Source organism: Streptomyces sp. NBC_00572, from assembly GCF_026341815.1.
In the GTDB taxonomy this organism is placed as follows: Bacteria; Actinomycetota; Actinomycetes; order Streptomycetales; family Streptomycetaceae; genus Streptomyces.
In genome coordinates this window covers 3,764,483-3,790,673 of record NZ_JAPENX010000001.1, presented here as the reverse complement: position 1 = coordinate 3,790,673, position 26,191 = coordinate 3,764,483, and the positions used below count along the sequence as shown (strand labels likewise).

The following is a 26,191-nucleotide window of genomic DNA, read 5'->3' as shown; positions in this document are numbered from 1 at the left end:
GTGCTGATCCTTAGGAGTTGGGGGTGTTGAGCTCGGGTCCGAGGAGCCAGGCGGCGATCTCGCGGATCGCCCCCGAGCCGCCCGGGGTGACGGTGACCGCGCGGGCCGCGGCCCGTACGGAGTCGTGGGCGCTGCTCACCGCGACGGGCCAGCCGACGAGGTGGAAGCACGGAAGGTCGTTGACGTCGTTTCCGGCGTAGAGCACGCGCTGCGGGTCGATGCCCTCGGCCTCGCACCACTCCTTGAGGGCCCGGTCCTTGCGGTCGATGCCGTGCAGGACGGGGATCTTGAGCTTGCGGGCGCGGGCGGCGACGACGGCGTTCTGCTCGGTGGAGAGGATGAGGACGGGCAGTCCGGCGCGGCGCAGGGCGGCGATGCCGAGGCCGTCGCCGCGGTGCGCGGAGACGAACTCGCGACCCTCGGCGTCCAGGTGGACCCGGTCGTCGGTCTGCGTGCCGTCGAAGTCGAGGACGACGGCGTCGACGTCCGCGAAGCCGGGGGTGGCCGGGGTGTCGAGGAGCGGCGCGAGGACGCGGGCGCGGGCCAGGTCGTGCGGGTCGTCGATCTCCAGGACCCGGGCGGGGTCGGTGACGACGAGGGCCGTACGGCCGAAGAAGCGGTGCTTGTGGGTACGGAAGCCGGCCGCGTCCATGGCGTAGACGGCGCCGGTCTCCAGGTACTCGGGCTCCCGGTCCTGGCGGCGAGGGCGGTGCGCCTTGTCGTGGTTGACGCCGGTGGCGCCGCCCTCGACCGTCTCGCGCCACAGGAAACCGTGGGAGGGCGCGGCGGTGAAGGCCGTGTCTGCGGCGCCGGAGGTGATGCGCTCGACGGTCTCGGCGACCTCGGCGGAGCCGAGGAAGGGGCTGGTGCACTGGACGAGGAGGACCACGTCGGCCGGGCGGCCGTGGGTGGACTCGAAGACGTCCATGGCGTGCAGGACGGCGGCCTCGCTGGTGGCGGTGTCGCCGGCGATCTCGGCGGGGCGCTGCACCGCCTCGGCCCCCGCGGTGCGGGCGGCGGCGGCGATGCCGGCGTCGTCGGTGGAGACCACGACGTGGGTGACGGGGCGGGCGCCGAGGCAGGCCCGGACGGCACGGGCGACCAGGGGGACTCCGGCCACCGGGGCGAGGTTCTTGGCGGGCACGCCCTTCGAGCCGCCCCTCGCGGGGATCACGGCGAGGACGGTCGGCGGCGTGGCCGGCGTGGCGGTGGCGGACATCAGAGTTCTCCCAGGCGGCGGATGACGGGGGCGACGCGTTGCACGCCGTGGCGGTACGCGCCCCGCGCGGCCTCCCGGACGACCCTGCGCAGGCCGCTCTCGCGGGGCTCCGGCGCGGTGACGTCCAGGCGGTGGCGGGCGAGGATCCCGGGCAGGTAGCCGGGGGCCGTCTCCGTTGTGTAGTAGGGGGTGATCAGGGGGAGCGCGGGGAGCGCGAGGAGTTCGGTGACCCGGTCGCGGGCCGCGTCGAAGGCCGCGTCGTACGAGCCGTCGGACGCGACGCCCTGCCGGGCGAGCCAGGTCTCGTCGGGCGTCGGTGCGAGCCCCTTGTCGAGCCGGTCGAAGGAGGCGAGCAGGCCGGAGCCGACGAAGTGGTGGTTGCCGAGCGCCTCGCGGACCCCGAGGTCGGTGAGGATCGCGGTGGGGATGCGCCGGTGGAGGGCTTCGAGGGCGGCCGTGGAGGAGACGGTGACGAGCAGGTCGGTGCGGTCGAGGACCTCGCCCATGTGCCCGTACACGAGCTTGAAGTTGGCCGGCGGGTCGAGCTCGCGGACCAGCTTCTGGAACGGGAACTCCTCCAGGTGCGTGGTGTGTTCGCCCGGCTTGGACCGGAGCTTGAGGAGTACCTCGCGGTCCGGGTGGAGCCGGGCGTGCCCGATCAGTCGCCGCAGGACGTAGGCGCGTTCGGTCCGGGTGACCGGCACGGACGGCTGGGCGGCGAAGACCAGGGTGTCGCGGCCTGCCTCGGGGGTGTGCGGGGCGCCGCCGAGGAAGGGCAGCGCCGCCTCGACGACCGAGTCGGCTCCGGCGCCCACTCCTTCGTACACGGCGCGGAAACGCTCCGCGTCGTGACGGGAGTTGGCGAGGACGACATCGGCGCCGTGGCGCAGCAGCAGACCGTCGGTCAGCTTCTCGTAGACGACACCGACGTAGCCGGTGACGATCACGGGGCGCCGTTCCAGGCCCAGATCGGCCAGGCCCTGCAGGACGGCCCGGACGGCGCCGCCGACGAGGGCGAGCACGACGACGTCGTAACCCTCGCCGCGCGTCTCCGCGTCCCGTACCGCGCGCAGGAACTCCGCGCCCGTCACCTCGCGCGGGGTCGTCGTGGACACCCCGGTCTCGGCGAGCTGGCGTTCGGTGGGGGTGGCCCGTCCGCGCAGGACGAATCCGGTGGGTTCGGCGGTCGCCGTGGTGATGCGGCGCGCCGTGAGGGCGCCCCATTTCCACCGGGTGTCGGAGTCGGCGAGTACGGCGACCCGTACCGCTTCTCTGGTACTTGCTGGCACGCCGAGGACGCTAGAAGGGCATTCCGCTTTTCGGCCCAACTGAGCCACAACAAACGGTGAACAGAGCCTCTCCTCCTGTTGAAGTGGGTCGGGAACCGGACGTAAGGGGGCCGATTTCCTCCGCCGGTAAAGGCGGTTAATCGGCCCGCCGCTTGGTGTTCACCGAAAGGCTGCCCACCGGTCGGTGGGAATGCCGGGTCGGCACCTAGCGTCAACCGCGTGGTCAAGCTCTCCGTCGTCGTGCCGTTCTTCAACGTGCAGACATACGCCCCCGACACCCTCACGAGCCTGCGGGCCAACGCCCGAGAGGACTTCGAGTTCCTCCTTGTCGACGACTGCTCGTCCGACGGGACTCCCGAGCTCCTCGAACGGGCCGCGCGCGAGATCCCGGGTGCCGTCCTGATCAGGCACGCGCACAACGAGGGCCTCGCCACGGCCCGGAACACCGGCCTCGACGCCGCTCGCGGCGAGTACCTCACCTTCCTCGACGGGGACGACTGGCTCGCCCCCGGCTACTACTCCCGCCTGGTCGCCGCCGCCGAGGAACTCGGCTGCGACTTCCTGCGCACCGACCACGTCTCCGTCACCGGCAGGAACCGCGGCATCCGCCGCGCGCCGGTCCCCCGGCGCGGCGAGGTGCTGAACCCGCGGGACGCGATCCTGCCCTCCCACCGGACGACCTCCGTCGACTACCCGTACGCCTGGGCGGGGGTCTACCACCGGCGACTCCTGGACCGCGGCCTGCTGCACTTCACGCACGGGCTGCGGACCGCCGAGGACCGGCCGTGGATCTGGAAACTGCACCGCGAGGCGGAATCGTTCGCCGCGATCGGTGAACTCGGCGTGTTCTACCGGCGCGGAGTGTCGACCTCCCTCACCCAGATCGGCGACATACGGCAATTGGATTTCATTCGCGCTTTCGACCAGGTGATCGAGGAAACCGCGCAGGACCCGGACGCGGAACTTCTTCTCCCGAAGGCCGTCCGCACCTATTGCGCGGTGATTGCCCACCACGTCGGCTCGATAGAACGCTTCGAACCCGATGTGGCCCGCCGGTTGAAGGCGATGAGCGCGGGCGCGCTGCAACGCATGCCGCAGGACGTCCTCGACGAGGCCCTGACGGCCATGGGCGGGGACCGCGCGACGGTGCTGCGCAGACTGCGACGACGCCGTCCGGCACCGCCGCCGACACCGGGCGCGGGCCCGGGCGCCGGTACCGGCCCGGCCTCCGCGGAGGTGGCCGCGTGAGCACCCGCCGCACCACCCAGATCTTCTGCGCCTCCACCCTCTACGGCGCGGTGACGCTCGCCGCCGCCATGGACAGCGGCAGCTTCGGCCCCGCCGACCGCAGGATCCTCCTCGTCACCAACAACGCGGCCGTGCCGGAGACCACCCCGGCCCTCGACGAGGCCGAGGGCTTCGCGCACCTGCGCGGCCGCTTCGACTCCGTCCTGTCGTGGAACGAGACGATCTCCCCGCTCCACCCGGCCGGCTGGACCCCCCGGGCCAGTGATCTGCCGCTCCTCCAGCGCCATCTGCGCAAGCTCTGGAAGCTCGGCGACGACCTCGTCGAACTCGCCTTGGAATCGCTCCAGGTGACGCCCGCGCTCGCCATCGCCCAGTTGCTGCCCGACGCGCCGATCACCGTGTACGCGGACGGTCTGATGAGCTACGGGCCGACCCGCAACAAGATCGACCCGCTGATCGGCGGGCGCGTCGGCCGGCTGCTCCACCTGGACCTCGTCCCCGGGCTCGCGCCGCTGCTGCTCGCCGAGTTCGGGGCGGTGCCGGAGGCCGTACCGACGGAGGCGTTCACCAAGTGCGTCGACGAGCTGGCCGGGCCCGCCGCCACCGCCGGCTCAGGGGACGGGCCCGCGCTGCTCCTCGGCCAGTACCTGGCGGCGCTCAATCTGCTGACCGTCGCCGAGGAGGAGGAGCTGCACCTGCGGATGGTCCGGGGCGCGGTCGCCCGGGGCCACCGCCGGCTCGTCTTCAAGCCGCACCCGACGGCCCCCGACACCTGGTCGAAGGCCCTGGCGCAGGAGGCGGCGGCGCTCGGCGCCGAACTGACCGTCGAGGACCGGCCCGTGCTCGCCGAGGTGCTCTACCGCGAGCTGCGGCCCGCCCTCGTCGTCGGCTGCTTCTCCACGGCGCTGCTCACCGCGCAGACCTTCTACGGACTGCCGGTCGCCCGGGTCGGGACGCGTGGCCTGCTGGAACGCCTCACCCCGTTCCAGAACAGCAACCGCATCCCGCTCACCGTCGTGGACGCGGTCGTGCCGCCCCTGGAGGACGGTGCGGAGGGCAGTGCGGAGGTCGGGGGCGCGATCGCCACGGCCCAGCTGAACGACCTGGTCGCGGCGGTCGGCTTCGCGATGCAGCCGAAGATCCGGCCGGAGCTGCGGGAGCCGGCGGTACGGCACCTGTCCGGCCCGTTCGCCGAGCGCACCCGGCACCACTTCACCCGCCGCCGCCTCACCGTCCTGAACCTGCCCGGCGGCATCCCGCTCCCCCGGCACCCGAGGGTCCGCCGCCTGGCGCGGCGCGCACTGCGGCTGCGGAAGGCGCTGAAGAGGTAGCGACGCCGCGGCGGAAAGCGGCGGGCCCGGGCCCCGTGCGGGGGACCCGGGCCCGCAGGCCGTACGGGAGGCGTGTCCGGCGTCAGGCGCGGACGATCGCCTCCTGGATCTCCGTCACCCACTGCGAACGGTCCTCGGGGCACTCCAGGTACAGCTCACGCGCGTAGTGCCGCGTCTCGTACCCGTTGGCCTCGATCCAGCGGGCCAGCGTCTGCGCGGTCGGCAGGATCGTGTCCATCGAGCCCCGGTGGACGACGGTCGCCGCCTCCTCGATGCCGGGCAGCACGTGGACCTCGACACCCTCCACGACCGTCCCCTCCGGGACGGTCATGCCGGCGTGCACGAGGATCGAGCCGTCCCCCTTGCCCGCGTCCTCGTAGTACGCGATCCCCGGGCCGAACCCGGTGAGCCCCGCGGCCTCCAGGCGGCCGCACAGCTCGTCGTACAGGGGCCCGATGACCGGGCTGATGTCGTGCGGGCCGAAGCTCGCGGCGACCGCGCTCAGCTCGGCGATCCGGACGGCGGGGATCTTCTTGACGACGACGTCCTGGGTGGACATGCGTCCCTCGCTCTCGATGGCTCGGAGCCGCGCGCCGACCTGGGCGAGCCGGGCCCGCGACGCCGCCAGGGCCTCTTCCAGCTCGGCCTGGCGCAGACGCAGCATGCCCCGCAGCTCGTCCGCGTCGACCGTCTCGTCGAGGATCGCCCCCACCTGTTCGAGGGTGAAGCCGAGGTCCTTGAGCGCGATGACACGGTTGAGCAGGGCGAGCTGGTCCGCCGTGTAGAAGCGGTAGCCCGTGTGCGGGTCGACCCGGGCCGGGTGCAGCAGTCCGATGGCGTCGTAGTGACGCAGCATCCGGACCGACACCCGCCCGTGCCGGGCGAAGTCTCCGATGGTGAACATGACGACCCCTACGACACGCCCTCACACGATGTGAGAGTCAAGCGGCGCTGCTGAGCGACAGCTTCGCGGCGAAGCCGAGGAAGAGCGCGCCCGCTGCGGAGGTCGCCCCCGCCGAGAGCCGCCTGCGGCGCCGGAACGCGGTGGCGAGCCGGGTGCCGCCGAATATCAGCATCGTGAGGTAGAGGAAGCTGCCGATCTCCAGCAGGGTGCCGAGTACCAGGAAGGAGAGGGCCGGGTAGGCGTACGCGGGGTCCACGAACTGCACGAAGAACGAGATGAGGAAGAGGATCGCCTTCGGGTTGAACAGGCTGATGATGAGCGCCCTGCGGTAGGGGTTCTCCCCCGCCACCTGTACCTGTTCGGGCTCCTCGGCCGGCGTCTCCCCGCGCGAGCGCCACATCGCCCAGGCCGACCGCAGCATCCCGTACGCCATCCAGGCCAGGTAGCCCGCGCCCGCGTACTTCACGATCATGAAGAGCAGCGGCGTGGTCTGGAGCAGCGAGGCCGCGCCGAGCGCGGCCAGCGTCATCAGGACCGCGTCGCCGGTGAAGACGCCGGCAGCGGCCTTGTACCCGGTCCGGGTGCCCTTGCGTGCGGCGACGGACAGCACGTACAGCGAGTTCGGCCCCGGGAGAAGAATGATGAGGACGAGGCCTACGAGGTAGGTCGGAAGATCGGTGACACCCAGCATGAAGCGGAGTGTCGCATGTCAGTACGACACTCCGCCCGTGTGTTTCGCATCGCGGAAGATCAGAACGCGTCGGTCGGGCTGTAGGTGCCCCAGACGTCGCGGAGTGCGTTGCAGACCTCGCCGACGGTGGCGCGGGCCTTGAGGGCGTCCTTCATCGGGTAGAGCACGTTGTCGGTGCCCTCCGCCGCCTTCCTCAGTTCCGCGAGCGCCGCGTCCACCGTCGCCTGGTCGCGTTCGGCGCGCAGCGTGGCGAGGCGTGCGGCCTGCTGGGCTTCGATGGCGGGGTCGACGCGCAGCGGTTCGTAGGGTTCCTCGACGTCGATGGTGTAGCGGTTGACGCCGACGACGACCCGCTCTCCGTTGTCGGTCTCCTGGGCGATCCGGTAGGCGGAGCGCTCGATCTCGCTCTTCTGGAAGCCGTGCTCGATCGCGTTGACCGCGCCGCCCATCTCCTCGACCCGGCCCATCAGGTCCAGGGCCGCCGCCTCCACGTCGTCGGTCATCTTCTCGACGACGTAACTGCCGGCGAACGGGTCGACGGTCGCGGTGACGTCCGTCTCGTAGGCGAGGACCTGCTGGGTGCGCAGGGCGAGGCGGGCGGACTTGTCCGTCGGCAGGGCGATCGCCTCGTCGAAGGAGTTGGTGTGCAGGGACTGCGTCCCGCCGAGGACGGCCGCCAGGCCCTGGACGGCGACGCGGACGAGGTTGACCTCGGGCTGCTGCGCGGTCAGCTGCACGCCCGCGGTCTGGGTGTGGAAACGGAGCATCAGCGACTTGGGGCTCGATGCGCCGAACTCCTCCTTCATGACCCGCGCCCAGATCCGGCGGGCCGCCCGGAACTTCGCGACCTCCTCCAGGATCGTCGTGCGCGCCACGAAGAAGAACGACAGACGGGGTGCGAAGTCGTCCACGTCCATGCCCGCCGCGACCGCCGTGCGGACGTACTCGATGCCGTCGGCCAGGGTGAACGCGATCTCCTGCGCGGGCGAGGCCCCCGCCTCCGCCATGTGATAGCCCGAGATCGAGATCGTGTTCCACTTCGGGATCTCGGCCCGGCAGTACTTGAAGATGTCCGCGATCAGCCTCAGCGACGGCTTCGGCGGGAAGATGTACGTGCCCCGCGCGATGTACTCCTTCAGCACGTCATTCTGGATCGTGCCCGTCAACTGACCTGCCGGGACGCCCTGTTCCTCACCCACCAGCTGGTACATGAGGAGGAGCAGGGCGGCGGGGGCGTTGATCGTCATCGACGTCGAGACCTTGTCCAGCGGAATGCCGTCGAACAGGATCCGCATGTCGTCGACCGAGTCGATCGCCACCCCCACCTTGCCGACCTCACCCGAGGAGATCGGCGCGTCGGAGTCGTGGCCCATCTGCGTCGGCAGGTCGAACGCCACCGACAGACCCATCGTGCCGTTCGCGATCAGCTGCTTGTACCGGGCATTGGACTCCACCGCCGTACCGAAACCCGCGTACTGCCGCATCGTCCACGGCCGGCCCGTGTACATCGACCGATACACACCGCGCGTGAACGGATACCCGCCCGGCTCACCCAGCTTCTCCGCCGGGTCCCAGCCCTCCAGAGCCCCCGGCCCGTAGACCGGCTCGATGGGCAGTCCCGACTCCGACTCGCGCGTCATTGACAGTGCCTCCCGATAGCTTGTTACTCAGCAGTACTGGCCCTCGCGGCGGACTGTAGCGGCGGGCGTCCGAGCCATGGAGAGCAGCTCGCTGGGACCTTCCTCACAGCATGCGCGGATCGTGACCTACCTGCGCAACCGCACACGCGCGGGAAGCATCCCTACGTACACACGACTCGTCCCGGGGGGCAACGATGAAGCGGTCTTCTTCCGTCATACGCAGAGTGGTTCTGGCAGCGGCCTCGGTGGCCCTCGCGGCGGGCTGTACGGCCCAGGCGGCCGGCTCCGGAGGCGGCTCCGCGAGCCCGACGAAGGGGCCGACGACCTCAGCGCCCGCACCGGCCGCGTCCGGCACCGCGACCGATGCACCCACCGATGCCCCGACCGGGGACGGCAAGCCCCCGTCCCCCTCGGGCACGACGGCGACGCCCACCGATGCCCCCAGCGGGACGCCCGAGCCCGACGTCCTGATGGGTGACGGGGACGAGAACGAGCAGGTCCGCGAGCTGCAGGCGCGGCTGCGCCAGCTCGGGTACTTCGACCGGGCGCCCACCGGTTTCTACGGGACGATGACGGCCGGCTCGGTCAAGGCCTTCCAGAAGAAGCAGGGTCTGCCCCGGACGGGTTCGGTCGAGGAGGCGACCTGGCAGCGGCTGCTCGGCGCGAGCCGGAAGCCGACCGCCGATGAGCTGAAGCCGTCGACCACCAACCAGCTGGACACCCCGGACGCGCGGTGCATGACGGGCCGGGTGCTCTGCATCAGCAAGGAGAGCCGGACCCTCGCCTGGATGATCGACGGCAAGGTCGTGTCGGCCATGGACGTCCGCTTCGGTTCGGAGAACACCCCGACCCGTGAGGGCACGTTCACCGTCGAGCGCAAGGTCCGTCAGGACTGGTCGCGGCTCTACCACACGCCGATGCCGCTCTCGATGTACTTCAGCCGTGGCCAGGCGGTGCACTACTCGGCGGACTTCGCGGCCCGCGGCTACAACGGGGCCTCGCACGGCTGCGTCAACGTCCGGGACCGGGCCAAGCTCACGGCCCTCTTCGACCAGGTGAAGGTCGGCGACAAGGTCGTCGTCCACTGGTGATCCGGGAGGGGCTCGACCGGTGACCCGGGAGGGGAAGAGAGAGGGCGCGGGTGGGACCGGGGGAACGTGCCCCACCCGCGCCGAGTGCGCGGAGCCGTAGGTACGGGGGGAACCCCGGCTCACTGCGCGGCCGATGACCAGTCGGCTCACTCTGTACTGCGCCGACGGGCCGAGAAGTGTTACACCGGGAGCGGAACGCGTGCGGTGACGCCGATCCCGAGGGGGAGTACGGCGGTGAGCCGGGCGGAATCCGGGGCCGAGGGCAGTGCCGTGTCGCGGCGGTCCGTGCCGCCGCCACCGGTGTCGCCGCCCGAGTCGCCCCTGTCGCCGTCGCGCCCGTCGCCGGGCTTGCCGTCGTCCTTGGCGTCGCCGTCGGAGTCCTTCGAGTCGTCCTTGCCGCTGTCTTTGCCGCCGTCTTCGGGCGCGCTCGTGGCGCCGCCGAGGATGCGGTCGCAGTAGCGGCGCAGGGTTTCGCCCGCACGCAGGGTGTTCATGAGCCCCTGCCGACCGGTCGCGTCGAGCTTCCCGGACCGGTACTCACGGCAGGCCTTGGCGACCCTCTCCCAGGACTTCGTACCGCCCGGGTCGCCGCCCGTGCCGCCGCTCTCCTTGCTCGTACCGCCCGGCCCCGTGCCCGTCGTGTCGGTGCTCGCACCCGGCGTGCTCGTGCCCGGCTTCGGGGTGCCCGGTCCCCGGGTCTCCGTGCCGTGGCCGTCGGGGCCTCCGGTGGGCGGTGCCGTGGTGCCGGTGGCATCGCCGGCCGTGGGGGACGCGCCGGGCGTGGGGTCGTCGCCGCCCGGCCGCGTCGGGGGTGTCTCGGGGTCCTGGCGTATGCCGGGGTCCTCCGAGACGAGCGGGTCGGTGGTCTCCCCCGCCGTGACGGAGCTGGCGGGCGCGGGACCCACCATCGGCAGCACACCTGTTCCCGCGGCGACGGCGACCCCTCCGACGGTGACGGCGGCGACCGCGGCGGCGAGTCCGTACCGGAAGGAACGTCCCCAGCGGCGGCTCGGGGCGGAGGACGGGACGGCGGCGAGCCGCACCCGGCCGAGTTCGGCGCGCTCGGTGCGGCCGGCCGGCCCCGCGGCGACGGGGGCGGCGGCGCGCTCGGCGGCGGCCTTGCGGAAGGCGGCGAGCGCGGCGGCCTCGCCCGGAAGTTCGGCGTGCGCGGCCGGGAGGACCGCCGGGGTGCGAGCCGCGTCGAGGGCTCCCGCGAGCCGCTCGGCCTGGGAACGCGCGTGGTCGTCGACGGCATCGACCGGCTCGCCGCGGAGCAGCCGCTCCGCGGCCTCCTGGTCGAGCCACTGGTACCGCTCGTCGGCCATCACATGTCCTTCTGCGTACGCGGACGTGATTGCGTCACACCACCCGGGGTCACGGACCCCGGCACGCGCCCGCGTTGCGGAGGCACACCGTCCAGCGGGACGACGTCCTCGTCGGTGCCGTCGGGACCGGTCGCCTCGCCGTCGACGCCGAGGAGTTCGGCGAGCTTCTTGAGGCCGCGGTGGGCGGCGGTGCGGACGGCTCCGGGGCGTTTCCCCAGGGTGTCGGCGGCGGTCTTGGCGTCGAGGCCGACGACGACGCGCAGGACGACGGCCTCGGCCTGGTCCTGCGGGAGCTGGGCGATCAATTGCATGGTGTGGCCGGTGGCCAGTGCCTCCAGGGCTTCGCCCGCGGTGTCGGACGCGGCGGGCTTGTCGGTGAGTTCGGTCTCGTCGGCGCCGACGGCGGGGCGCCTGCCGCGCATCCTGACGTGGTCGAGGGCGCGGTTGCGGGCGATCCGGGCCGCCCAGCCACGGAAGCGGTCCGCGTCGCCGTCGAAGCGGTCGAGGTCGCGGGCGATCTGAAGCCAGGCCTCCGAGGCGACGTCCTCGGCCTCGGTGTCGCCGACCAGTGTGCGTATGTAGCCGAGCAACCGTGGATGCACGGCGCGATACACAGTACGGAAGGCGTTCTCGTCCCCGTCCTGAGCAGCGAGCACCGCGGTCGTCAGCTCCGCGTCGTCCCCCAGCACTCCCCAAACCCTGTTCGTCGGTCGCGTCGTCGCTTCATCGCGGCTGGTCACCACCGCCACGCTGCCTCGCGCATCTGCACGCTACGTCGTGTCGCGGCGCCGCGTCCACGCGGTCCGGGGTCTTTGTACAACTTGCAACCTTCGAGCGGTGGTGTGCGCGATGCCTCCGGCAAAGTCACGCTGCGCGCGGTGTGACAGAAACCGCACCCCTGGCGCTGAAAGGAGTACGGAGCCGTGCTGCGGCTCCGTGGACGACGGCCGGGGTCTCTCCTGTGGGGGGTGGCGACCCCGGCCGTCTCCCTTTTTCCCCTGCTTCCCCCCGTTTTCAGGGTGTCAACCGACGGTTGACAGTCCACGACTGTCAACCTAAGGTTGCCTCATGACGAATCCAGTCGGCATGAATGTCCCTGTCCGTCTCGACGAGCTCATCGACGCGATCAAGAAGGTCCACCCCGACGCCCTGGACCAACTCTCCGACGCGGTCATCGCGGCGGACCACCTCGGCGATGTCGCCGACCACCTCATCGGCCACTTCGTGGACCAGGCCCGGCGCTCGGGCGCCTCCTGGACCGACATCGGCCGCAGCATGGGAGTCACCCGCCAGGCAGCCCAGAAGCGTTTCGTCCCCAAGGACCCGGACGCGGAGAAGATGGACGCGAGCGCGGGTTTCGGCCGCTTCACCCCCCGGGCGCGGAACGTCGTCGTCTCCTCCCAGAACGAGGCCAGGAACGCCGGGAACGACGAGATCCTCCCCGCCCACCTGACTCTCGGCCTGCTCGCCGAGCCCGAGGGGCTCGCGGCGCTCTGGATCGCCTCGCAGGGCGTGACCGTCGACCAGGTCCGTGAGACCGTCACGGCGACCCTGCCGCCGGCCGCCGCCGAGATGCCCGCGCTCGTCCCGTTCGACACGGCAGCGAAGAAGGTCCTGGAGCTGACGTTCCGCGAGGCACTGCGCCTCGGCCACAACTACGTCGGCACCGAGCACATCCTGCTCGCCCTCCTGGAGCACGAGGACGGTACGGGCGTGCTGACCGGCCTCGGACTCGACAAGGTCACGGCGGAGCAGCAGATCGCCGAGACGATCGCCTCGGCGACGATCGTGGCCCCGGAGGAGGGTTCCTAGGAACCTCAGGCGGTGCGGGCCCGGCGCGAGACGACCGCGCGCAGCACCCGGCCACCCTCGACGGAGAGTTCACGGGCCCGGCGCAGACCGGTCGGGCCGTGGGCGACCGATTCGAGGACGGCCTGCTGGCGGCGGAGTTCTCCGGCGAGCAGCGGGCCCGCACCGTCGCCGTCCCCGGCGCGGCAGCGCTCGACGAGACCGTCGGGCGCCTCGGCCGCGTCGTACCGCCCGTGCAGGGCGAGGGCGGTGACGGAGCACGCACCGGCCCAGACGCGCAGGGCCTCGGCCGTCCAGGCGGCCGGGGCCTCCGCCAGCATCCGGCGTACGTCCTGGGCGTCCTCCGTACCGTCGGCGTCCAGCTCGACGCGGGCCTTGGCGACGGCCTCGCCCCAGGCGTCGCCGTCGCCGCGTGCGACGGCCGCCCACGCGGGCCGCAGGGCGTCGCCCCGGTCGCCGGCGAGCAGCGGGAGGCAGCGGTCGAGGCAGGCGAGCCCGGCCGCGGCCAGCCCTCGCTCGTCGGCCCCGTCGATCAGTTCCAGCAGGTTCCGGCCAGTCGCCGACGCCATGGACGCCTCCTTGCCACCCGATGCGGACTCAGTACGTCCACTACTGCGCCGAGGGGCGCTATTTCGTCACTGTGCGGCCGGAATCATGCCAGTGGCCTTGGCGTGCTGCATAGAGGTCAGACGGCGTACGAAAAGGATCGCGAGGACGGCGGCGGCGATGTCGAGGACAAAGCCCGCGAGGGACCACTGGCTCGCGGCGTTGTAGTCGCCGGTGGTCTCCGCCGTCTTGTACATCTGACCGGAGATCCAGTTCACCAAGGTGGCGACGATCCAGCACGTCCACCAGCCGTTGAGCAGCGTCAGCTCCCGCTTGCCGTCGGCGGCGTACGGCTCCCAGCGGCTGGCCCGCCAGATCTCCACGGCGACCGCTCGCGGGATCCAGAAGTTGCCGATCGGAATGAACCAGCCGCCGATGGCATAGCCCGGCTTCCGGGTCTGCAGGTCACCGGCCCAGACTTCGGCGTTCTTCCGCAGTCTGTAGAACCAGATGATGAAGACGATCCCCGTCGCCACGTACAGCGTGAACGACATGCTGTACGCCAGGTTCAGGTCGAGCGCCCCGAACCTGGCCGGGTCGTAGTACTCCGTCTCGTCGGCCGCCAGGTCACGGACGTCGGCGAGGCCGAGCAGGACGTCGAAGACGATGTTGCCCGCCAGCAGGGCCACGACGGCGCGCGAAAGGCCGTTCGGATTTTGGAGCGTGAGCATGTGGTTCCCCCCAAGGAACATGCGGCGGCCTGGTGGCCGCCGCCGGGGGAACGTACGCGATCCGGACCGATCGCGTCCACGATGAGGATCAGCGCACCTGCGTCGCCAGCGCCCTGAACTGTTCCCAGGTCAGCGTCGGGGTCCGCGCGTCCCAGACCTTCTGGGCGAGGGCCGTCAGCGGCATGCGAATGCCGGCCGCCACCTGGGTCTGTGTCTGGGCCGCCGACAGGTCGCACCAGACCGCGAGCCGGGCGCCCAGGATCTGGGGGGCGTACCGGGCGGCGACCGATGTCGTTCCGCGCAGGACCAGGGGGGTCCACTGCTCGTAGATGCGGCGGCCCGTGGGGTACGTGAACTGGTTCGGCTCGCCAAGGACGTAGTACAGGTACTCGTCGTTGAGGTTCACGACCTTGCGGCCCTCGGCCAGGTACTCGGCGGGCGGGCGGGCGCCGATCTCCTTGCCCGTCCAGTACTCGACCTCGATGCGCCGGTCGGCGGTGACGACGCCGCCGCGGAAGAACCCGTCGTTCCAGGCCTTGGCCGTCTTCCCGGCCGCGCGCACCACGGCGGCGCGGTCGTTCAGCCAGCCCTCCGCCAGGTCCTGGACGCCGGCCTGGGGCCCGTACTTCTGCCGGGCGGCCGTGGCGAGCTGCGGGTAGGAGGTGGAGGGGCTGCGGACGGTCAGCGCCTGGTACTCGTCGGCGCCGACGTGGAACCAGCCGCCGGGGAAGAGCGCGGAGTACTCGCGCAGCAGATCGTCGACGATCCGCGCCGAGGCCGGCTTCGAGATGTCGATGGCGCCCTGGCGCGGGACGCCCTGGACGTTGCGCAGCTGCAGGTCCGGGTGGGCGCGCAGGACGGCGCCGAGGTGTCCGGGCGAGTCGATCTCGGGCACGACGGTGATGTGCAGGCTCTGCGCGAGGGCGAGGATCCGGCGCACCTCGGCCTTGCTGAGGTGCTGGGCGGAGACGATCTCGGGGTGGCTGTCGGAGGCGATCCGGAAGCCCTGGTCGTCGGAGAAGTGCAGGCCGAACTGGTTGAGCTTGAGGTCGGCCATCTCGCGGAGCCGGTCCTCGATCCAGCCGGCGGTGAAGTACTTGCGGGCGATGTCGACGTTCAGTCCGCGCTGGGGCTTGGCGGGCGCGTCGGTGACGACGCCCTCGGGCATCGCGCCGGAGCCCTTCACCGATTGCTTGAGGGTGCGGGTGCCGTAGAAGACGCCCGCCTCGTCGGGGCCGCTGATCCGGACCCGGTTGTCGCGGACGGTCAGGGTGTACGACTCGGGGGCGCCGGCCCCGCCGAGGGCCAGCTCGACGTCCCCGGGCCCGGCGGCGACGGCGCCGCGGTACGGGATGCCGAGTTCCCCGGCGAGCAGTTTCCCCTCGTCGGCGAGGCCCGTGCTGTTCGCGGCGATGACGACGCCGGCGGGGGCCGCGGGCTTCCAGCCGGGGCCGCGGGCGGCCTCGTGGTCGCGGACGGCGGGGATGGTGCGGGGCGCGGTGGAGAGGGGGTAGGTCCGGGTCGGTGTGGGTGTCGGGCTGGGCGGCGCGCTGGTGGGCGCCGCGCTCGCGGACGTACCGGAGGACGTGTCGGCGGGGGCGGCGGCGGACGTGCCCGAGACGGAGGGTGAACCGCTGGAGCAGGCCGCCACGGTGGCCAGTGCCACCGCGGTCGCCAGAAGTGCGGGGCCCTTGTGGGGCCCTCGTATGGAGTACCGCATCATTCGGAATCCTCCCGTACGGCGGGCGGTCCGGCCAATCGGGGGACATCGCGGGACATCACGGCGGGCGGACCGGAACCCTTTCGTCCATCACCTGTTCCGAAACTCTCCCTTCCGGGTGAAATTCGCGCATCCGTCGGACACTTCCCTCGTCCCGTCGGTAACGTTGCGTCACACCCACCCCATCGCGCCCGTCCCCCGCGCGATCGCCCCACCCGTCCCGGAGTACCGGAGCCCACGCTGACCAGCGACACCCATGTCCCCTGCCGCAAACCGGGCTCCAAGGACACGTCTGCCATACCCGCCCAGCACAGGGGCTCCCAGCTCCATGGGCTCGCGGGCTTCAACGCGGCCTCGCCCGCCGAGGCCGAGACCGTACTCCTCTCCTGCTGCCACAGCCGGCGCTGGGCCGAACGGGTGGCGGCGCACCGTCCGTACCCCACCGTGGACGCCCTGCTCGCCGCCGCCGAGGAGGCCGGGTACGACCTGTCCCGCGCGGACCTCGACGAGGCCCTGGCCGCCGAGTCCTCGGCCCTGCCGCACCCCGACGCCCCGCCTGCCGCGCGGACCGCGCTGCGGGCCGCCCATGCCGCGTACGAGAGCAGCTTCGGACACGCGTTCGTGATCAGCCTCGACGGAGTGCGGCCCGGAGAGCGTCTCGACCAGGTATTGGCAGGCATTCGGTCACGTCTCGGCAACGAACCGGAGGAAGAACGCGTGATCGCCACCGATGAACTCAGGCGGCTCTCCCGCGCACGGCTGGCGTTCCGCCTCGCGGAGGGCCTCACACCGCGACACTCCGGCCCGTGATTCCGTCCGGAATGCGGCGATTCCGGCCTGTGCGATAGCCCGTCCGTGCCTGTTTGATCACACCGATGGACCCCGCGCGAGCGAACCGACAAGTCGTCGCTACGATGACCGGGGCCGGTGGACCGTACCCGGCCGGGTCAGACCGACAGAGAAGCCGGCCGACCCTGATCCCCGCTCCCGGAGGGTTTTTCCGTGCCGGCTGGAACGCTGTACCGCGGCCGGGAAGGAATGTGGAGCTGGGTGGCTCATCGAGTCACCGGCGTCCTCATCTTCTTCTTCCTGTTCGTACACGTGCTGGACACCGCTCTCGTCCGCGTCTCCCCCGAGGCGTACGACGAGGTCGTCGCGACCTACAAGACGCCGATCGTCGCTCTCCTTGAGTACGGCCTCGTCGCTGCCATCCTCTTCCACGCGCTGAACGGTCTCCGTGTCATCGCCGTGGACTTCTGGTCCAAGGGCCCGCGCTACCAGAAGCAGATGCTCTGGACCGTCGTGGGCATCTGGGTCGTGCTGATGGCGGGCTCGCTGTACCCCGTCCTCGGCCACGCCGCACGTGAACTGTTCGGGAGCTGACGCCAGATATGTCTGCTGACACCACCTCCACCGCGATCGGTCCCGTCGAGGGCGGCGCCCACTACGACGTGGACAACCCCGCGCCGTTCATCGAGGCCCCGCGCAAGCGCACCGGCAAGACCCCGCGCGCGACCCGTGGCAACTTCGAGATGGCCGCGTGGCTCTTCATGCGCCTCTCGGGCGTGGTCCTCGTCGTCCTGGTCCTCGGCCACCTGCTGATCCAGCTCTTCCTCGACGGCGGCGTCTCCAAGATCGGCTTCGCCTTCGTGGCCGGCCGCTGGGCGTCCCCGTTCTGGCAGGTCTGGGACCTGCTGATGCTCTGGCTCGCCATGCTGCACGGCGCCAACGGCCTCCGTACCGTCATCAACGACTACGCGGAGCGGGCCAACACGCGCCTGTGGCTCAAGGGCCTGCTGTACACCGCCACGGTGTTCACCATCCTTCTGGGCACGCTGGTGATCTTCACCTTCGACCCGAACATCCGCTAGGCACGGGGCTGAGGTAATCCACGTCATGAAGATCCAGATCCACAAGTACGACACCGTCATCGTCGGCGCCGGTGGCGCCGGCATGCGCGCCGCCATCGAGTCGACGAAGCGCAGCCGCACCGCCGTGCTGACGAAGCTCTACCCCACCCGGTCCCACACGGGCGCCGCGCAGGGCGGCATGGCCGCCGCGCTGGCGAACGTGGAGGAGGACAACTGGGAGTGGCACACCTTCGACACGGTCAAGGGCGGTGACTACCTGGTCGACCAGGACGCCGCCGAGATCCTGGCGAAGGAGGCCATCGACGCCGTCCTCGACCTGGAGAAGATGGGCCTGCCGTTCAACCGCACCCCGAACGGCACCATCGACCAGCGCCGCTTCGGCGGTCACTCCCGCAACCACGGCGAGGCCCCGGTCCGCCGGTCCTGCTACGCCGCGGACCGCACCGGCCACATGATCCTCCAGACGCTGTACCAGAACTGCGTCAAGGAGGGCGTGGAGTTCTTCAACGAGTTCTACGTCCTGGACCAGCTCATCGTCGAGGTCGACGGCGTCAAGAAGTCCGCCGGTGTGGTCGCGTACGAGCTGGCCACCGGTGAGATCCACATCTTCCAGGCCAAGGCCGTGATCTACGCCTCCGGCGGCACGGGCAAGTTCTTCAAGGTGACCTCCAACGCGCACACGCTGACGGGTGACGGCCAGGCGGCCTGCTTCCGCCGCGGTCTGCCGCTGGAGGACATGGAGTTCTTCCAGTTCCACCCGACGGGCATCTGGCGCATGGGCATCCTGCTGACGGAGGGCGCCCGCGGTGAGGGCGGCATCCTCCGCAACAAGGACGGCGAGCGCTTCATGGAGAAGTACGCGCCGGTCATGAAGGACCTCGCGTCCCGTGACGTCGTCTCCCGCTCCATCTACACGGAGATCCGCGAGGGCCGCGGCTGCGGTCCCGAGGGCGACCACGTCTACCTGGACCTGACGCACCTTCCGCCGGAGCAGCTCGACGCCAAGCTCCCGGACATCACCGAGTTCGCCCGTACGTACCTCGGCATCGAGCCGTACACGGACCCGATCCCGATCCAGCCCACCGCGCACTACGCCATGGGCGGCATCCCGACCAACGTCGAGGGTGAGGTCCTCTCGGACAACACCACCGTCGTCCCGGGCCTGTACGCGGCCGGCGAGGTCGCCTGTGTCTCCGTGCACGGCGCCAACCGCCTCGGCACCAACTCGCTGCTCGACATCAACGTCTTCGGCAAGCGCTCGGGCATCGCCGCGGCCGAGTACTCCGCCAAGCACGACTTCGTCGAGCTGCCGGAGAACCCGGAGTCGCTGGTCGTCTCGCAGATCGAGAAGCTGCGCAACTCCACGGGCAACGAGCGGGTGGCCGACATCCGTCGTGAGCTCCAGGAGACGATGGACGCCAACGTGATGGTGTTCCGTACGGAGCAGACCATCAAGACGGCCGTCGAGAAGATCGCCGAACTGCGCGAGCGCTACGAGAACGTGTCCATCCAGGACAAGGGCAAGCGCTTCAACACGGACCTCCTGGAGGCCGTCGAGCTGGGCAACCTGCTCGAACTGGCCGAGGTCATGGCCATCTCGGCCCTGGCGCGCAAGGAGTCCCGCGGCGGTCACTACCGCGAGGACTACCCGAACCGCGACGACGTCAACTTCATGCGCCACACCATGGCGTACCGCGAGGTCGGCGAGGACGGCTCCGAGACCGTCCGTCTCGACTACAAGCCGGTCGTCCAGACCCGCTACCAGCCGATGGAGCGTAAGTACTGATGGCTACCCCCGTACTGGACAAGGTCGAGGCGGAGTCCGCCGCCTCCCCGTACATCACGGTCACGATGCGGATCCGCCGCTTCAACCCCGAGGTGTCGGACGCGTCGGTCTGGGAAGACTTCCAGATCGAGATCGACCCCAAGGAGCGTGTGCTCGACGCCCTCCACAAGATCAAGTGGGACGTCGACGGCACGCTGACCTTCCGTCGCTCGTGCGCGCACGGCATCTGCGGCTCGGACGCGATGCGGATCAACGGCAAGAACAGGCTCGCCTGCAAGACGCTGATCAAGGACCTCAACCCCGAGAAGCCGATCACGGTCGAGGCCATCAAGGGCCTCACGGTCCTCAAGGACCTCGTGGTCGACATGGAGCCGTTCTTCCAGGCGTACCGGGACGTCATGCCGTTCCTGGTCACCAAGGGCAACGAGCCGACGCGCGAGCGTCTGCAGACCGCCGAGGACCGCGAGCGCTTCGACGACACCACCAAGTGCATCCTGTGCGCCGCGTGCACGTCGTCCTGCCCGGTCTTCTGGAACGACGGCCAGTACTTCGGTCCGGCCGCGATCGTCAACGCGCACCGCTTCATCTTCGACTCGCGTGACGAGGCCGGTGAGCAGCGCCTGGAGATCCTGAACGACAAGGACGGCGTGTGGCGTTGCCGCACGACGTTCAACTGCACGGACGCCTGCCCGCGTGGCATCGAGGTCACCAAGGCGATCCAGGAAGTGAAGCGCGCGCTGATCACGCGTCGTTTCTGACCGTTCCTGGTTCGGTGTTTCGGCCCGCTTCTGTACGCTGCGGCGTGCAGGAGCGGGCTTTTTCTTTGTGAAGGACGGGGACTGATGAGCGAACCGAACCCTTACCGGTCGGAGGAGTACGAGTGGGGTCCCGGGCAGCAGCAGCCGGGCACGCCCGCCTACGGGTACCCGCACACTCCGGAGTACCCGCAGACTCCGGCGTACCAGCCGACCCTGCCGGGCGGCGTGCCGGTGCCGCCGCAGCAGCCGCCCGTGCCGCAGCAGCACGGGGGCGCCCCGGTGCTGAGCCTGGGTGACATCACCGTGGTCGGCGACCAGATCATCACGCCCGCCGGTGCGATGCCCCTCAAGGGTGCCGTGTGGAACGCGACGGACATGTCGCGGACCGAGGAGAAGATGCCCACGGTCGCGATCGTGCTGGCGATCGTCTTCTTCATCTTCTGCCTGCTGGGTCTGCTGTTCCTGCTCATGAAGGAGAAGACGACCACCGGCTTCATCCAGGTCACGGTGACCAGCGGCGGCCGGCACCACTCGACGATGATCCCGGCACGCGGCCCGGACACCTTCAACTGGGTGATGGGTCAGCTCAACTACGCGCGGTCGCTGAGCATGTGAGCGGTCGTCATCGACGAGGGGGCGCCCGAGGGCGCCCCTTCGGCGTTTCCGGGCACCCTCGGGGGCGTCGGTGCTACCAGTGGCGGGTCGGCTCCGCCGACTCCGCCTCGACCATGACGCGGCGCAGCATGTCGTTGAGGAGGTCGCGCTCCTCGGGGGTGAGGACGCCGAGCAGCCGGTACTCCTCGTGGCCGAGGACGTCCATCGCGCCGAGCCAGGTCTCGCGGCCGGCGGCGGTGAGCTCGACGACGACCCGGCGCCGGTCGGTGGTGGACTGGGTGCGGCGGACGAATCCGCGCTTCTCCAGGGCCTCCAGGCGGCCGGAGACGGAAGCCGGGGCCAGGTCGAGGTCCTGGGCCAGCTCGGAGGGGGCGGCGCTGCCGCCACGGCCGGCGATCTTGTGCAGGGTGTCGAACTCGTGGCGTTCCAGGTCGAAGTCGACGAGGGACTGCTCCCGGACCCGGCGGAGGTGGACGGAGAGCTTCTTCATCCGGGTGACGGCGCCTTCGACGACGGGGTCGAGGCCGGGCAGGACGGGCTGCCAGCGGGCGACGTGGTCGTCGGTCCAGTCGCGTGGCTCGCTCGGCGTACGCGGCTCCTCGGGTTGCGCCATGGGGTGATCGTACGTCGCCGCCCCCGTTCCCCCACCCCGAGTTCTTTCGTTTCCGAATATTTCGTTGACGAATTATTCGGTACCGAAATACCTTGCGTGTCATGACCACTACCACCGCCCCGGCGCCCCCACCTGCCCCGCACCCCCTGCGCACCCGCTCCTTCCGGCTGCTCTTCACCGGCCGCACCCTCTCCCTCCTCGGCGACGCGGCGATCCCCGCCGCCCTCGCCCTCGCCGTCCTGGAGGCCACCGGCTCCACCACGGCGCTGGCCCTGGTCCTCGGCTGCGCGATGGTGCCCAAGCTGCTCCTGCTGCCCCTCGGCGGCGTGGTCGGCGACCGCTTCGACGCCCGCACGGTCGCCCTCACCACCGATCTCGTACGCTGCGGTACCCAGCTGCTCGTCGGGATCCAACTCCTCGGCGGTGCGCCGAGCCTGGCCGTCCTCGCCGTCGCCGAGGCGCTCGGCGGCGCCGCCGGGGCCTTCGCCATGCCGACCGACTCCCCCCTGGTGAAGGGGACGGTGGCGGCCGAGTCGCTGCACCGGGCCAACGCGGCGATGAGCGTCGCCCGCAGCGCCACCCGGCTCGGCGGTCCCGCACTCGCCGGCACCCTGGTCCTGACCGTGGGGCCGGGCTGGGCGTTCGTCCTCGACGCGGCGACCTTCGCCGTCAGCGCGCTGATCCTGACGGCGGTACGGGTGAAGCGGGTGCCGATCCCGCGCCGCTCGCTCCGCGCCGACCTCGCCGAAGGCTGGCAGGAGGTCCGCTCCCGGGACTGGTACTGGACCAGCCTGATCGGCCACAGCGCCTGGAACGGCGCCGCGGCCGTCCTGATGACCCTCGGCCCCGCCGTCGCCGTGCAACGGCTCGGCGGCGGCACCACCTGGGTCGTCCTGCTCCAGGTCGGCGCCGTCGGCTACCTCCTCGGGGCCCTGCTCGCCGACCGCGTCACCCCCCGACGCCCGGTCCTCACGGCGAACCTCGGGCTCGCCACGTACGCCCTGCCGCTGATCCTGCTCGCGGTCGCCGCGCCCGCGCCCCTGACGATCGCGGCCTACGGACTCGCACAGGCCGGGCTCGGCTTCCTCTCCCCCGTGTGGGACACCGCCGTCCAACGAGCGGTCCCCGCCCACGCGCTGGCCCGGGTCACCTCGTACGACTGGCTGCTCTCCCTCGCCGCCATGCCCCTGGGCTACACACTGGCCCCGCTCGCGGCCTCGACCTGGGGCCCCGAGGTGCCACTCCTCGTGGCGGCCGTGCTCGTGGGCGGCTGCTGCGCCGCGACGGCGCTCGTGCCGGGGGTCAGGCGCCAGACGTGAGCGTCGCTGTCGGTGGGGTCCTCTACCGTCGTGGGCATGGCGGAGAACACGACGGAAGGCCCTGGAGCGGCCATGGAGCCGCTCGGCGCCCCGGACGCGCGGGGTCGCCGGGAACGGGCGCTCGCACTCCACCTGCGGGCGTGCCGCGGCACGGGGGGCGGGGTGGACGCGGCCCTCGTCGAGCTCTCGGCACAGGAGTTGGACTGGAGCACCGAGGAATCGGACGTGCTCCTCGCACGGCTCGTGGGGAAGGACGCGAAGGTCGCACCGCACGAACTCCAGGGCGCATTCCCGACCTTGGTGCCGATCGCGCTCGCGGCGGCCGAGCAGGCCGAGGAGTTCGACCGGGCCCGGCTGGGCTCGCTGCGACGGACGGCCGAGTCGTCGCCCGCCCTGCGGGGTGACGCGGGCGCGGCGCTTCGGGACCGGATGGACGCCCTGCTGCGGCGGGAGCCGCCGTTCGTGCCCGGCAGACTCCCCCACCATCTCCTCGACGGGCTCGACGCGTACGGCCCGGCGATGCGCGCCGCGCACGCGGAGCTGCTCACGGGTGCGGGCGTGCCGCCCTTCCTCGGGCACTGCGCCCTCCTCGACAGAACGCGTCCCACGCGGACGTGGCGCCGGCGGGCGGCGGTCCTGCTCGCGGAGGCCGCGCGTGGGGACGAGGTCGTGCGGCGCCTTCTTGAGGGCATCTCCGCGCAGCCCGAGCACCGTATGAGCGACCTCGACCCCTTGGTCATGGCCACCCGGGGCATCGCGGGGAGCACCAACACGTCCCTCGTGCGCGGCCTGCTCCGGACGGCGCCCGACATCGACGCCGACTGGGTCGTCCCGCTCGTGGGGGCCGTCGCACTGCACGCGGGCACCGGCCCGGACGGCTCCGGAGGGGCCTGCCGCAGCAGGCCCCTGGCCACCGCGGCCGTCGCGGCCCTCGGTGACGCGTGCGGGGGTAACCGGGGCGAGGAGGCCGCTCGATGGCTCGGCCGGCTGTCGGGGACGGTACGCAACCGCCCGGTGGCCAAGGAGATCGCCAAGGCCCTGGAGAGCCTCGCCGCCTCCCCTGGCTGATCGGCCGGACATCCCCGCGGCCCCGGCCCCCCGACACTCCTCGGACACCCCCTAGCGGCTCGCCGTCTCCGTCAGGAAGGTGACGAGCAGGCGGGCGGTCTCCTCCGGGCGTTCCAGGGCCGGGAGGTGTCCGGCCCAGTCGAGGTCGACGCGGTGGGCGGCGGGCAGGACACGGGTGAGGGTGTCGGCGATCGCCCGGAAGTCGGGGAGGTCGTGGGCCCCGATGGCGACGAGGGCCGGGACCTCGATCCCGGCGAGGTCGTCCGTGGTGACCCCGGCGTCGACGGGGGCGAACTCCTCGGGGGCGGCGAGCTGGACGTCGAAGGCGCGCCGCTGCATCTCCCGGACGAGGGCGCGGGCCTCGGGTCCGGCCTCGGGGCCGAGCCAGGTGTCGACGTTGAGTTCGACGGCGCCGTCGAGGTCGCCCCCGTCGAGCATGTCGTCCTCGCGCGCGCCCCAGGCCCGCAGTTCCTCGCCGGGCTCGAAGTCGGGGATCCCGGGGGCGAGCAGGGCGAGGGCGGAGACGTGACCGGGGTGGCGGACGGCGACTTCGAGGGCGACCTCGCCGCCGAAGGAGGAGCCGACGACGGCGGCCCGCTCGACGCCGAGGTGGTCGAGGAGGTCGCGGACGTCGTCGGCGTGGGTGTGCGGGGCGTCGACGGGGGTGTCCCCGAAGCCTCGGAGGTCGCAGCGGACGACCCGGTGCCCGGCCTCGGCGAGGGCGTGGAACTGCCCGTCCCACATTCGGCGGTCGCAGACCCCGGAGTGCAGCAGGAGGACGGTCGAGAGGCCGTTGCCGGCCACGTCATGGGAGAGCGTCATCCGCCCGACCCTAGGTGGCGGGGCGGGTGGCGGCCAGCCGGTTTCCGTCGGACCTCCCCAAGTGACTTGAACACGTTCAAAGAGAGGTCTACAGTCATCACTGCCAGCTTTTGAACGCGTTCAAGGGAGGGTGGGGCATGGACCTCACTGTCGTCGCGTACATCGTCTATCTGCTGATCAGCGTGGCCCTGACCATCTGGGTCGCGCGCACCCTCAGCCGCAACGGAAGGATCTTCCTCGCGGACGTCCTGCACGGGAACGAGAAGCTCGCCGACGCGGTCAACCACCTCCTGGTGGTCGGCTTCTACCTCGTCAACTTCGGCTTCGTCGCCCTCTACCTGGGCCAGGACGACACCGTCCTCGACGCCCGCGCACTCTTCGAGGCGCTCTCCGTGAAGCTCGGCGTCGTGCTGCTCGTCCTCGGCGTCATGCACCTGGGCAACGTCTACGTCCTCAACAAGATCCGGCGCCGCGGCGTCATGGAGCGCGAGCAGGTGCCGCCGGTCGGCCCGCAGGGCTGGACGCACACCCCCAAGGCCGGGCCCTGGGCCCCGCCCGCACCCCAGGGCTGAGCCCGCCGTGCCGACCCCCGTGGGACGACTGACCGTGCTGTACGACGCCGACTGCCCGCTCTGCGTGCACCTCAGGCACTGGCTGCTGCGCCAGCGGCAGCTCGTCCCGCTCGACCTCGTACCGGCCGGGTCGCAGGAGGCCAGGCGCCGCTTCCCGGCCCTCGACCACGCCGCGACCCTGCGGGAGATCACCGTGGTCGGGGACCGGGGCCAGGTCTACCGGGAGACCTCCGCCTGGATCGTCTGCCTCTGGGCGCTGGCCGACCACCGGGCCAAGGCCCACTGGCTGGCCACGCCTGCCGGGCAGCCCTTCGCCCGGATGACCGTGCTCACGGCGGCGAAGTGGCGCGCGGCCCTCAAGGGACCGGGGCAGGAGGACGGGTCCTGCGCGGACGGGCACTGCGAGGTGCCCGGTCCGCCCGGTTAGGCTCGGCTCCGTGAAGGACGTGAAGGAAGAGACGAAGGCCGACGAGAAGAAGGCCCCCAAGAGCGAGCAGACCCGCACGCTCATCCTCGAAACCGCGCTCCGGCTGTTCAAGGAGCGCGGTTACGACAAGACGACGATGCGAGCCATCGCCCAGGAGGCCGGGGTCTCCGTCGGGAACGCGTACTACTACTTCTCGTCCAAGGAGCACCTCGTCCAGGGCTTCTACGACCGGATCGCCGAGGAGCACCAGGCGGCCGTCGAGCCCATCCTGACCGGCGGCGAGAAGGACCTCACGGCCCGCATCAAGGGGGTCTACCTCGGCTGGCTCGACATCGCCGGGCCGTACCACGAGTTCGCGTCCCAGTTCTTCAAGAACGCCGCCGACCCGGACAGCCCGCTCAGCCCCTTCTCTCCCGAGTCGGAGGGCCCGCGCGAGGCGGCGATCGAGGTCCACCGGCGGGTCATCTCCGGCGCCTCGGTGAAGGTCGACCCCGAACTGGCCGAGGCCCTCCCGCAGTTGCTGTGGCTCCAGCAGATGGGCCTGGTCCTCTTCTGGGTGTACGACCGCTCGGAGGGCGCGGCCAACAGCCGCCGCCTGGTGGAGCGGCTCGCGCCGGTCACGGCCCGCGCGATCTCGCTGTCCCGCTTCCGGATCCTGCGCCCGCTGGTCAAGGAGACGCACGAGCTGCTCTCCGACTTCATGCCGACGGCAGCGGGAATGGCGGCCTCGGGCAAGCCCAAGAAGCGGGCCAACCCGAAGCCGCCGGAGTCGGAGTCGGACTAGAAGCCGGGAGCA

Annotated in this window: 27 protein-coding genes; 15 read left to right on the top strand and 12 right to left on the bottom strand. The window is 71.3% G+C overall.

Annotation, left to right across the window (positions count from 1 at the left end; translation table 11 throughout):
- Positions 1–10 precede the first annotated feature (10 nt).
- Together OG514_RS17715 and OG514_RS17710 are read right to left on the bottom strand one after the other, a co-directional pair.
- Positions 11–1,219: an acylneuraminate cytidylyltransferase gene (locus tag OG514_RS17715; RefSeq protein ID WP_266895744.1), complete on the bottom strand. Its 1,209-nt coding sequence runs from the start codon at positions 1,217–1,219 to the stop codon at positions 11–13.
- Positions 1,219–2,508, bottom strand: coding sequence for a DUF6716 putative glycosyltransferase (locus tag OG514_RS17710; RefSeq protein WP_266895742.1), 1,290 nt, complete (start codon positions 2,506–2,508; stop codon positions 1,219–1,221). Before OG514_RS17710 ends, OG514_RS17715 begins: the two co-directional genes overlap by 1 nt.
- 219 nt (positions 2,509–2,727) lie before the next feature.
- Between OG514_RS17710 and OG514_RS17705 the strand changes: the two genes are divergently transcribed.
- Together OG514_RS17705 and OG514_RS17700 are read left to right on the top strand one after the other, a co-directional pair.
- Positions 2,728–3,756, top strand: a complete 1,029-nt coding sequence (locus tag OG514_RS17705; RefSeq protein ID WP_266895740.1) for a glycosyltransferase family 2 protein — start codon at positions 2,728–2,730, stop codon at positions 3,754–3,756.
- On the top strand, positions 3,753–5,087 hold the full coding sequence (locus tag OG514_RS17700; RefSeq protein ID WP_266895738.1) for an alpha-2,8-polysialyltransferase family protein: 1,335 nt from the start codon (positions 3,753–3,755) through the stop codon (positions 5,085–5,087). Before OG514_RS17705 ends, OG514_RS17700 begins: the two co-directional genes overlap by 4 nt.
- Before the next feature lie 82 nt (positions 5,088–5,169).
- Here OG514_RS17700 and OG514_RS17695 read toward each other — a convergent pair whose 3' ends face one another.
- Genes OG514_RS17695 through OG514_RS17685 form a run of 3 tightly spaced genes read right to left on the bottom strand, consistent with a single transcriptional unit; the run spans position 5,170 to position 8,322 of the window.
- Positions 5,170–5,991, bottom strand: a complete 822-nt coding sequence (locus OG514_RS17695) for a MerR family transcriptional regulator (RefSeq protein WP_266895736.1) — start codon at positions 5,989–5,991, stop codon at positions 5,170–5,172.
- A gap of 37 nt (positions 5,992–6,028) precedes the next feature.
- Positions 6,029–6,682, bottom strand: a complete 654-nt coding sequence (gene leuE / locus OG514_RS17690; RefSeq protein WP_266895734.1) for a leucine efflux protein LeuE — start codon at positions 6,680–6,682, stop codon at positions 6,029–6,031.
- A 59-nt stretch (positions 6,683–6,741) separates the two neighbouring features.
- A complete protein-coding gene (locus OG514_RS17685; protein ID WP_266895732.1) occupies positions 6,742–8,322 on the bottom strand; it encodes a methylmalonyl-CoA mutase in 1,581 nt (526 codons plus the stop codon).
- Positions 8,323–8,516: 194 nt separating this feature from the next.
- Here OG514_RS17685 and OG514_RS17680 point away from each other — a divergent pair, with 194 nt between their 5' ends.
- Positions 8,517–9,413 (top strand): L,D-transpeptidase family protein, encoded by an 897-nt coding sequence (locus OG514_RS17680; protein WP_266895730.1) that lies wholly within the window; start codon positions 8,517–8,519, stop codon positions 9,411–9,413.
- A 179-nt stretch (positions 9,414–9,592) separates the two neighbouring features.
- Here the strand turns inward: OG514_RS17680 and OG514_RS17675 are convergent, their stop codons facing one another.
- Together OG514_RS17675 and OG514_RS17670 are read right to left on the bottom strand one after the other, a co-directional pair.
- Entirely contained in the window at positions 9,593–10,738 is a 1,146-nt protein-coding gene (locus OG514_RS17675) for a hypothetical protein (RefSeq protein WP_266895728.1), read from the bottom strand.
- Positions 10,738–11,427: an RNA polymerase sigma factor gene (locus OG514_RS17670; protein WP_266895726.1), complete on the bottom strand. Its 690-nt coding sequence runs from the start codon at positions 11,425–11,427 to the stop codon at positions 10,738–10,740. Before OG514_RS17670 ends, OG514_RS17675 begins: the two co-directional genes overlap by 1 nt.
- A gap of 379 nt (positions 11,428–11,806) precedes the next feature.
- Between OG514_RS17670 and OG514_RS17665 the strand changes: the two genes are divergently transcribed.
- Positions 11,807–12,550 carry a Clp protease N-terminal domain-containing protein gene (locus OG514_RS17665; protein WP_266895724.1) on the top strand — a complete coding sequence of 248 codons (744 nt, stop codon included), beginning with the start codon at positions 11,807–11,809 and terminating at the stop codon, positions 12,548–12,550.
- Between the two features lie 5 nt (positions 12,551–12,555).
- Here OG514_RS17665 and OG514_RS17660 read toward each other — a convergent pair whose 3' ends face one another.
- From OG514_RS17660 to OG514_RS17650, 3 genes are all read right to left on the bottom strand, one after another.
- Entirely contained in the window at positions 12,556–13,116 is a 561-nt protein-coding gene (locus tag OG514_RS17660; protein WP_266895722.1) for a hypothetical protein, read from the bottom strand.
- Between the two features lie 66 nt (positions 13,117–13,182).
- Positions 13,183–13,824 carry a DUF4328 domain-containing protein gene (locus tag OG514_RS17655; protein ID WP_266895720.1) on the bottom strand — a complete coding sequence of 214 codons (642 nt, stop codon included), beginning with the start codon at positions 13,822–13,824 and terminating at the stop codon, positions 13,183–13,185.
- Between the two features lie 88 nt (positions 13,825–13,912).
- Entirely contained in the window at positions 13,913–15,547 is a 1,635-nt protein-coding gene (locus OG514_RS17650) for a glycoside hydrolase family 20 protein (RefSeq protein WP_266895718.1), read from the bottom strand.
- A gap of 294 nt (positions 15,548–15,841) precedes the next feature.
- Between OG514_RS17650 and OG514_RS17645 the strand changes: the two genes are divergently transcribed.
- The 6 genes from OG514_RS17645 to OG514_RS17620 all read left to right on the top strand — a co-directional run bounded on the left by OG514_RS17645 (position 15,842) and on the right by OG514_RS17620 (position 20,574).
- A complete protein-coding gene (locus OG514_RS17645) occupies positions 15,842–16,354 on the top strand; it encodes a 2-oxo-4-hydroxy-4-carboxy-5-ureidoimidazoline decarboxylase (RefSeq protein ID WP_266900880.1) in 513 nt (170 codons plus the stop codon).
- Positions 16,355–16,546: 192 nt separating this feature from the next.
- A complete protein-coding gene (gene sdhC, locus OG514_RS17640) occupies positions 16,547–16,927 on the top strand; it encodes a succinate dehydrogenase, cytochrome b556 subunit (protein ID WP_015035721.1) in 381 nt (126 codons plus the stop codon).
- A gap of 8 nt (positions 16,928–16,935) precedes the next feature.
- Positions 16,936–17,415, top strand: a complete 480-nt coding sequence (locus OG514_RS17635) for a succinate dehydrogenase hydrophobic membrane anchor subunit (RefSeq protein ID WP_266895711.1) — start codon at positions 16,936–16,938, stop codon at positions 17,413–17,415.
- Between the two features lie 31 nt (positions 17,416–17,446).
- The gene (gene sdhA, locus OG514_RS17630) at positions 17,447–19,201 is read left to right on the top strand and encodes a succinate dehydrogenase flavoprotein subunit (RefSeq protein ID WP_266900879.1); all 1,755 of its coding nucleotides are present in this window, start codon (positions 17,447–17,449) and stop codon (positions 19,199–19,201) included.
- Entirely contained in the window at positions 19,201–19,959 is a 759-nt protein-coding gene (locus OG514_RS17625; RefSeq protein ID WP_266895709.1) for a succinate dehydrogenase iron-sulfur subunit, read from the top strand. The genes sdhA and OG514_RS17625 overlap by 1 nt, the downstream gene beginning before the upstream one ends.
- A gap of 84 nt (positions 19,960–20,043) precedes the next feature.
- The gene (locus OG514_RS17620; protein WP_266895707.1) at positions 20,044–20,574 is read left to right on the top strand and encodes a hypothetical protein; all 531 of its coding nucleotides are present in this window, start codon (positions 20,044–20,046) and stop codon (positions 20,572–20,574) included.
- A 73-nt stretch (positions 20,575–20,647) separates the two neighbouring features.
- Here the strand turns inward: OG514_RS17620 and OG514_RS17615 are convergent, their stop codons facing one another.
- On the bottom strand, positions 20,648–21,187 hold the full coding sequence (locus tag OG514_RS17615) for a MarR family winged helix-turn-helix transcriptional regulator (protein WP_266895705.1): 540 nt from the start codon (positions 21,185–21,187) through the stop codon (positions 20,648–20,650).
- A 101-nt stretch (positions 21,188–21,288) separates the two neighbouring features.
- On the opposite strand from OG514_RS17615, the gene OG514_RS17610 reads away from it, so the two are divergent.
- Both OG514_RS17610 and OG514_RS17605 read left to right on the top strand, forming a co-directional pair.
- Positions 21,289–22,506 carry an MFS transporter gene (locus OG514_RS17610; RefSeq protein ID WP_266895703.1) on the top strand — a complete coding sequence of 406 codons (1,218 nt, stop codon included), beginning with the start codon at positions 21,289–21,291 and terminating at the stop codon, positions 22,504–22,506.
- 36 nt (positions 22,507–22,542) lie between these two features.
- Entirely contained in the window at positions 22,543–23,574 is a 1,032-nt protein-coding gene (locus OG514_RS17605; protein WP_266895701.1) for a hypothetical protein, read from the top strand.
- A 51-nt stretch (positions 23,575–23,625) separates the two neighbouring features.
- On the opposite strand, the gene OG514_RS17600 is transcribed toward OG514_RS17605, so the two are convergent.
- Entirely contained in the window at positions 23,626–24,396 is a 771-nt protein-coding gene (locus OG514_RS17600) for an alpha/beta fold hydrolase (RefSeq protein ID WP_266895699.1), read from the bottom strand.
- Positions 24,397–24,533: 137 nt separating this feature from the next.
- On the opposite strand from OG514_RS17600, the gene OG514_RS17595 reads away from it, so the two are divergent.
- From OG514_RS17595 to OG514_RS17585, 3 genes are read left to right on the top strand one after another with little or no spacing between them, the layout of a single operon-like run.
- A complete protein-coding gene (locus tag OG514_RS17595; protein WP_266895697.1) occupies positions 24,534–24,968 on the top strand; it encodes a hypothetical protein in 435 nt (144 codons plus the stop codon).
- 7 nt (positions 24,969–24,975) lie between these two features.
- Positions 24,976–25,395 (top strand): thiol-disulfide oxidoreductase DCC family protein, encoded by a 420-nt coding sequence (locus OG514_RS17590; RefSeq protein ID WP_266895695.1) that lies wholly within the window; start codon positions 24,976–24,978, stop codon positions 25,393–25,395.
- Positions 25,396–25,405: 10 nt separating this feature from the next.
- Positions 25,406–26,179 (top strand): TetR/AcrR family transcriptional regulator, encoded by a 774-nt coding sequence (locus OG514_RS17585; RefSeq protein ID WP_266895693.1) that lies wholly within the window; start codon positions 25,406–25,408, stop codon positions 26,177–26,179.
- The last annotated feature ends 12 nt before the right edge of the window (positions 26,180–26,191 follow it).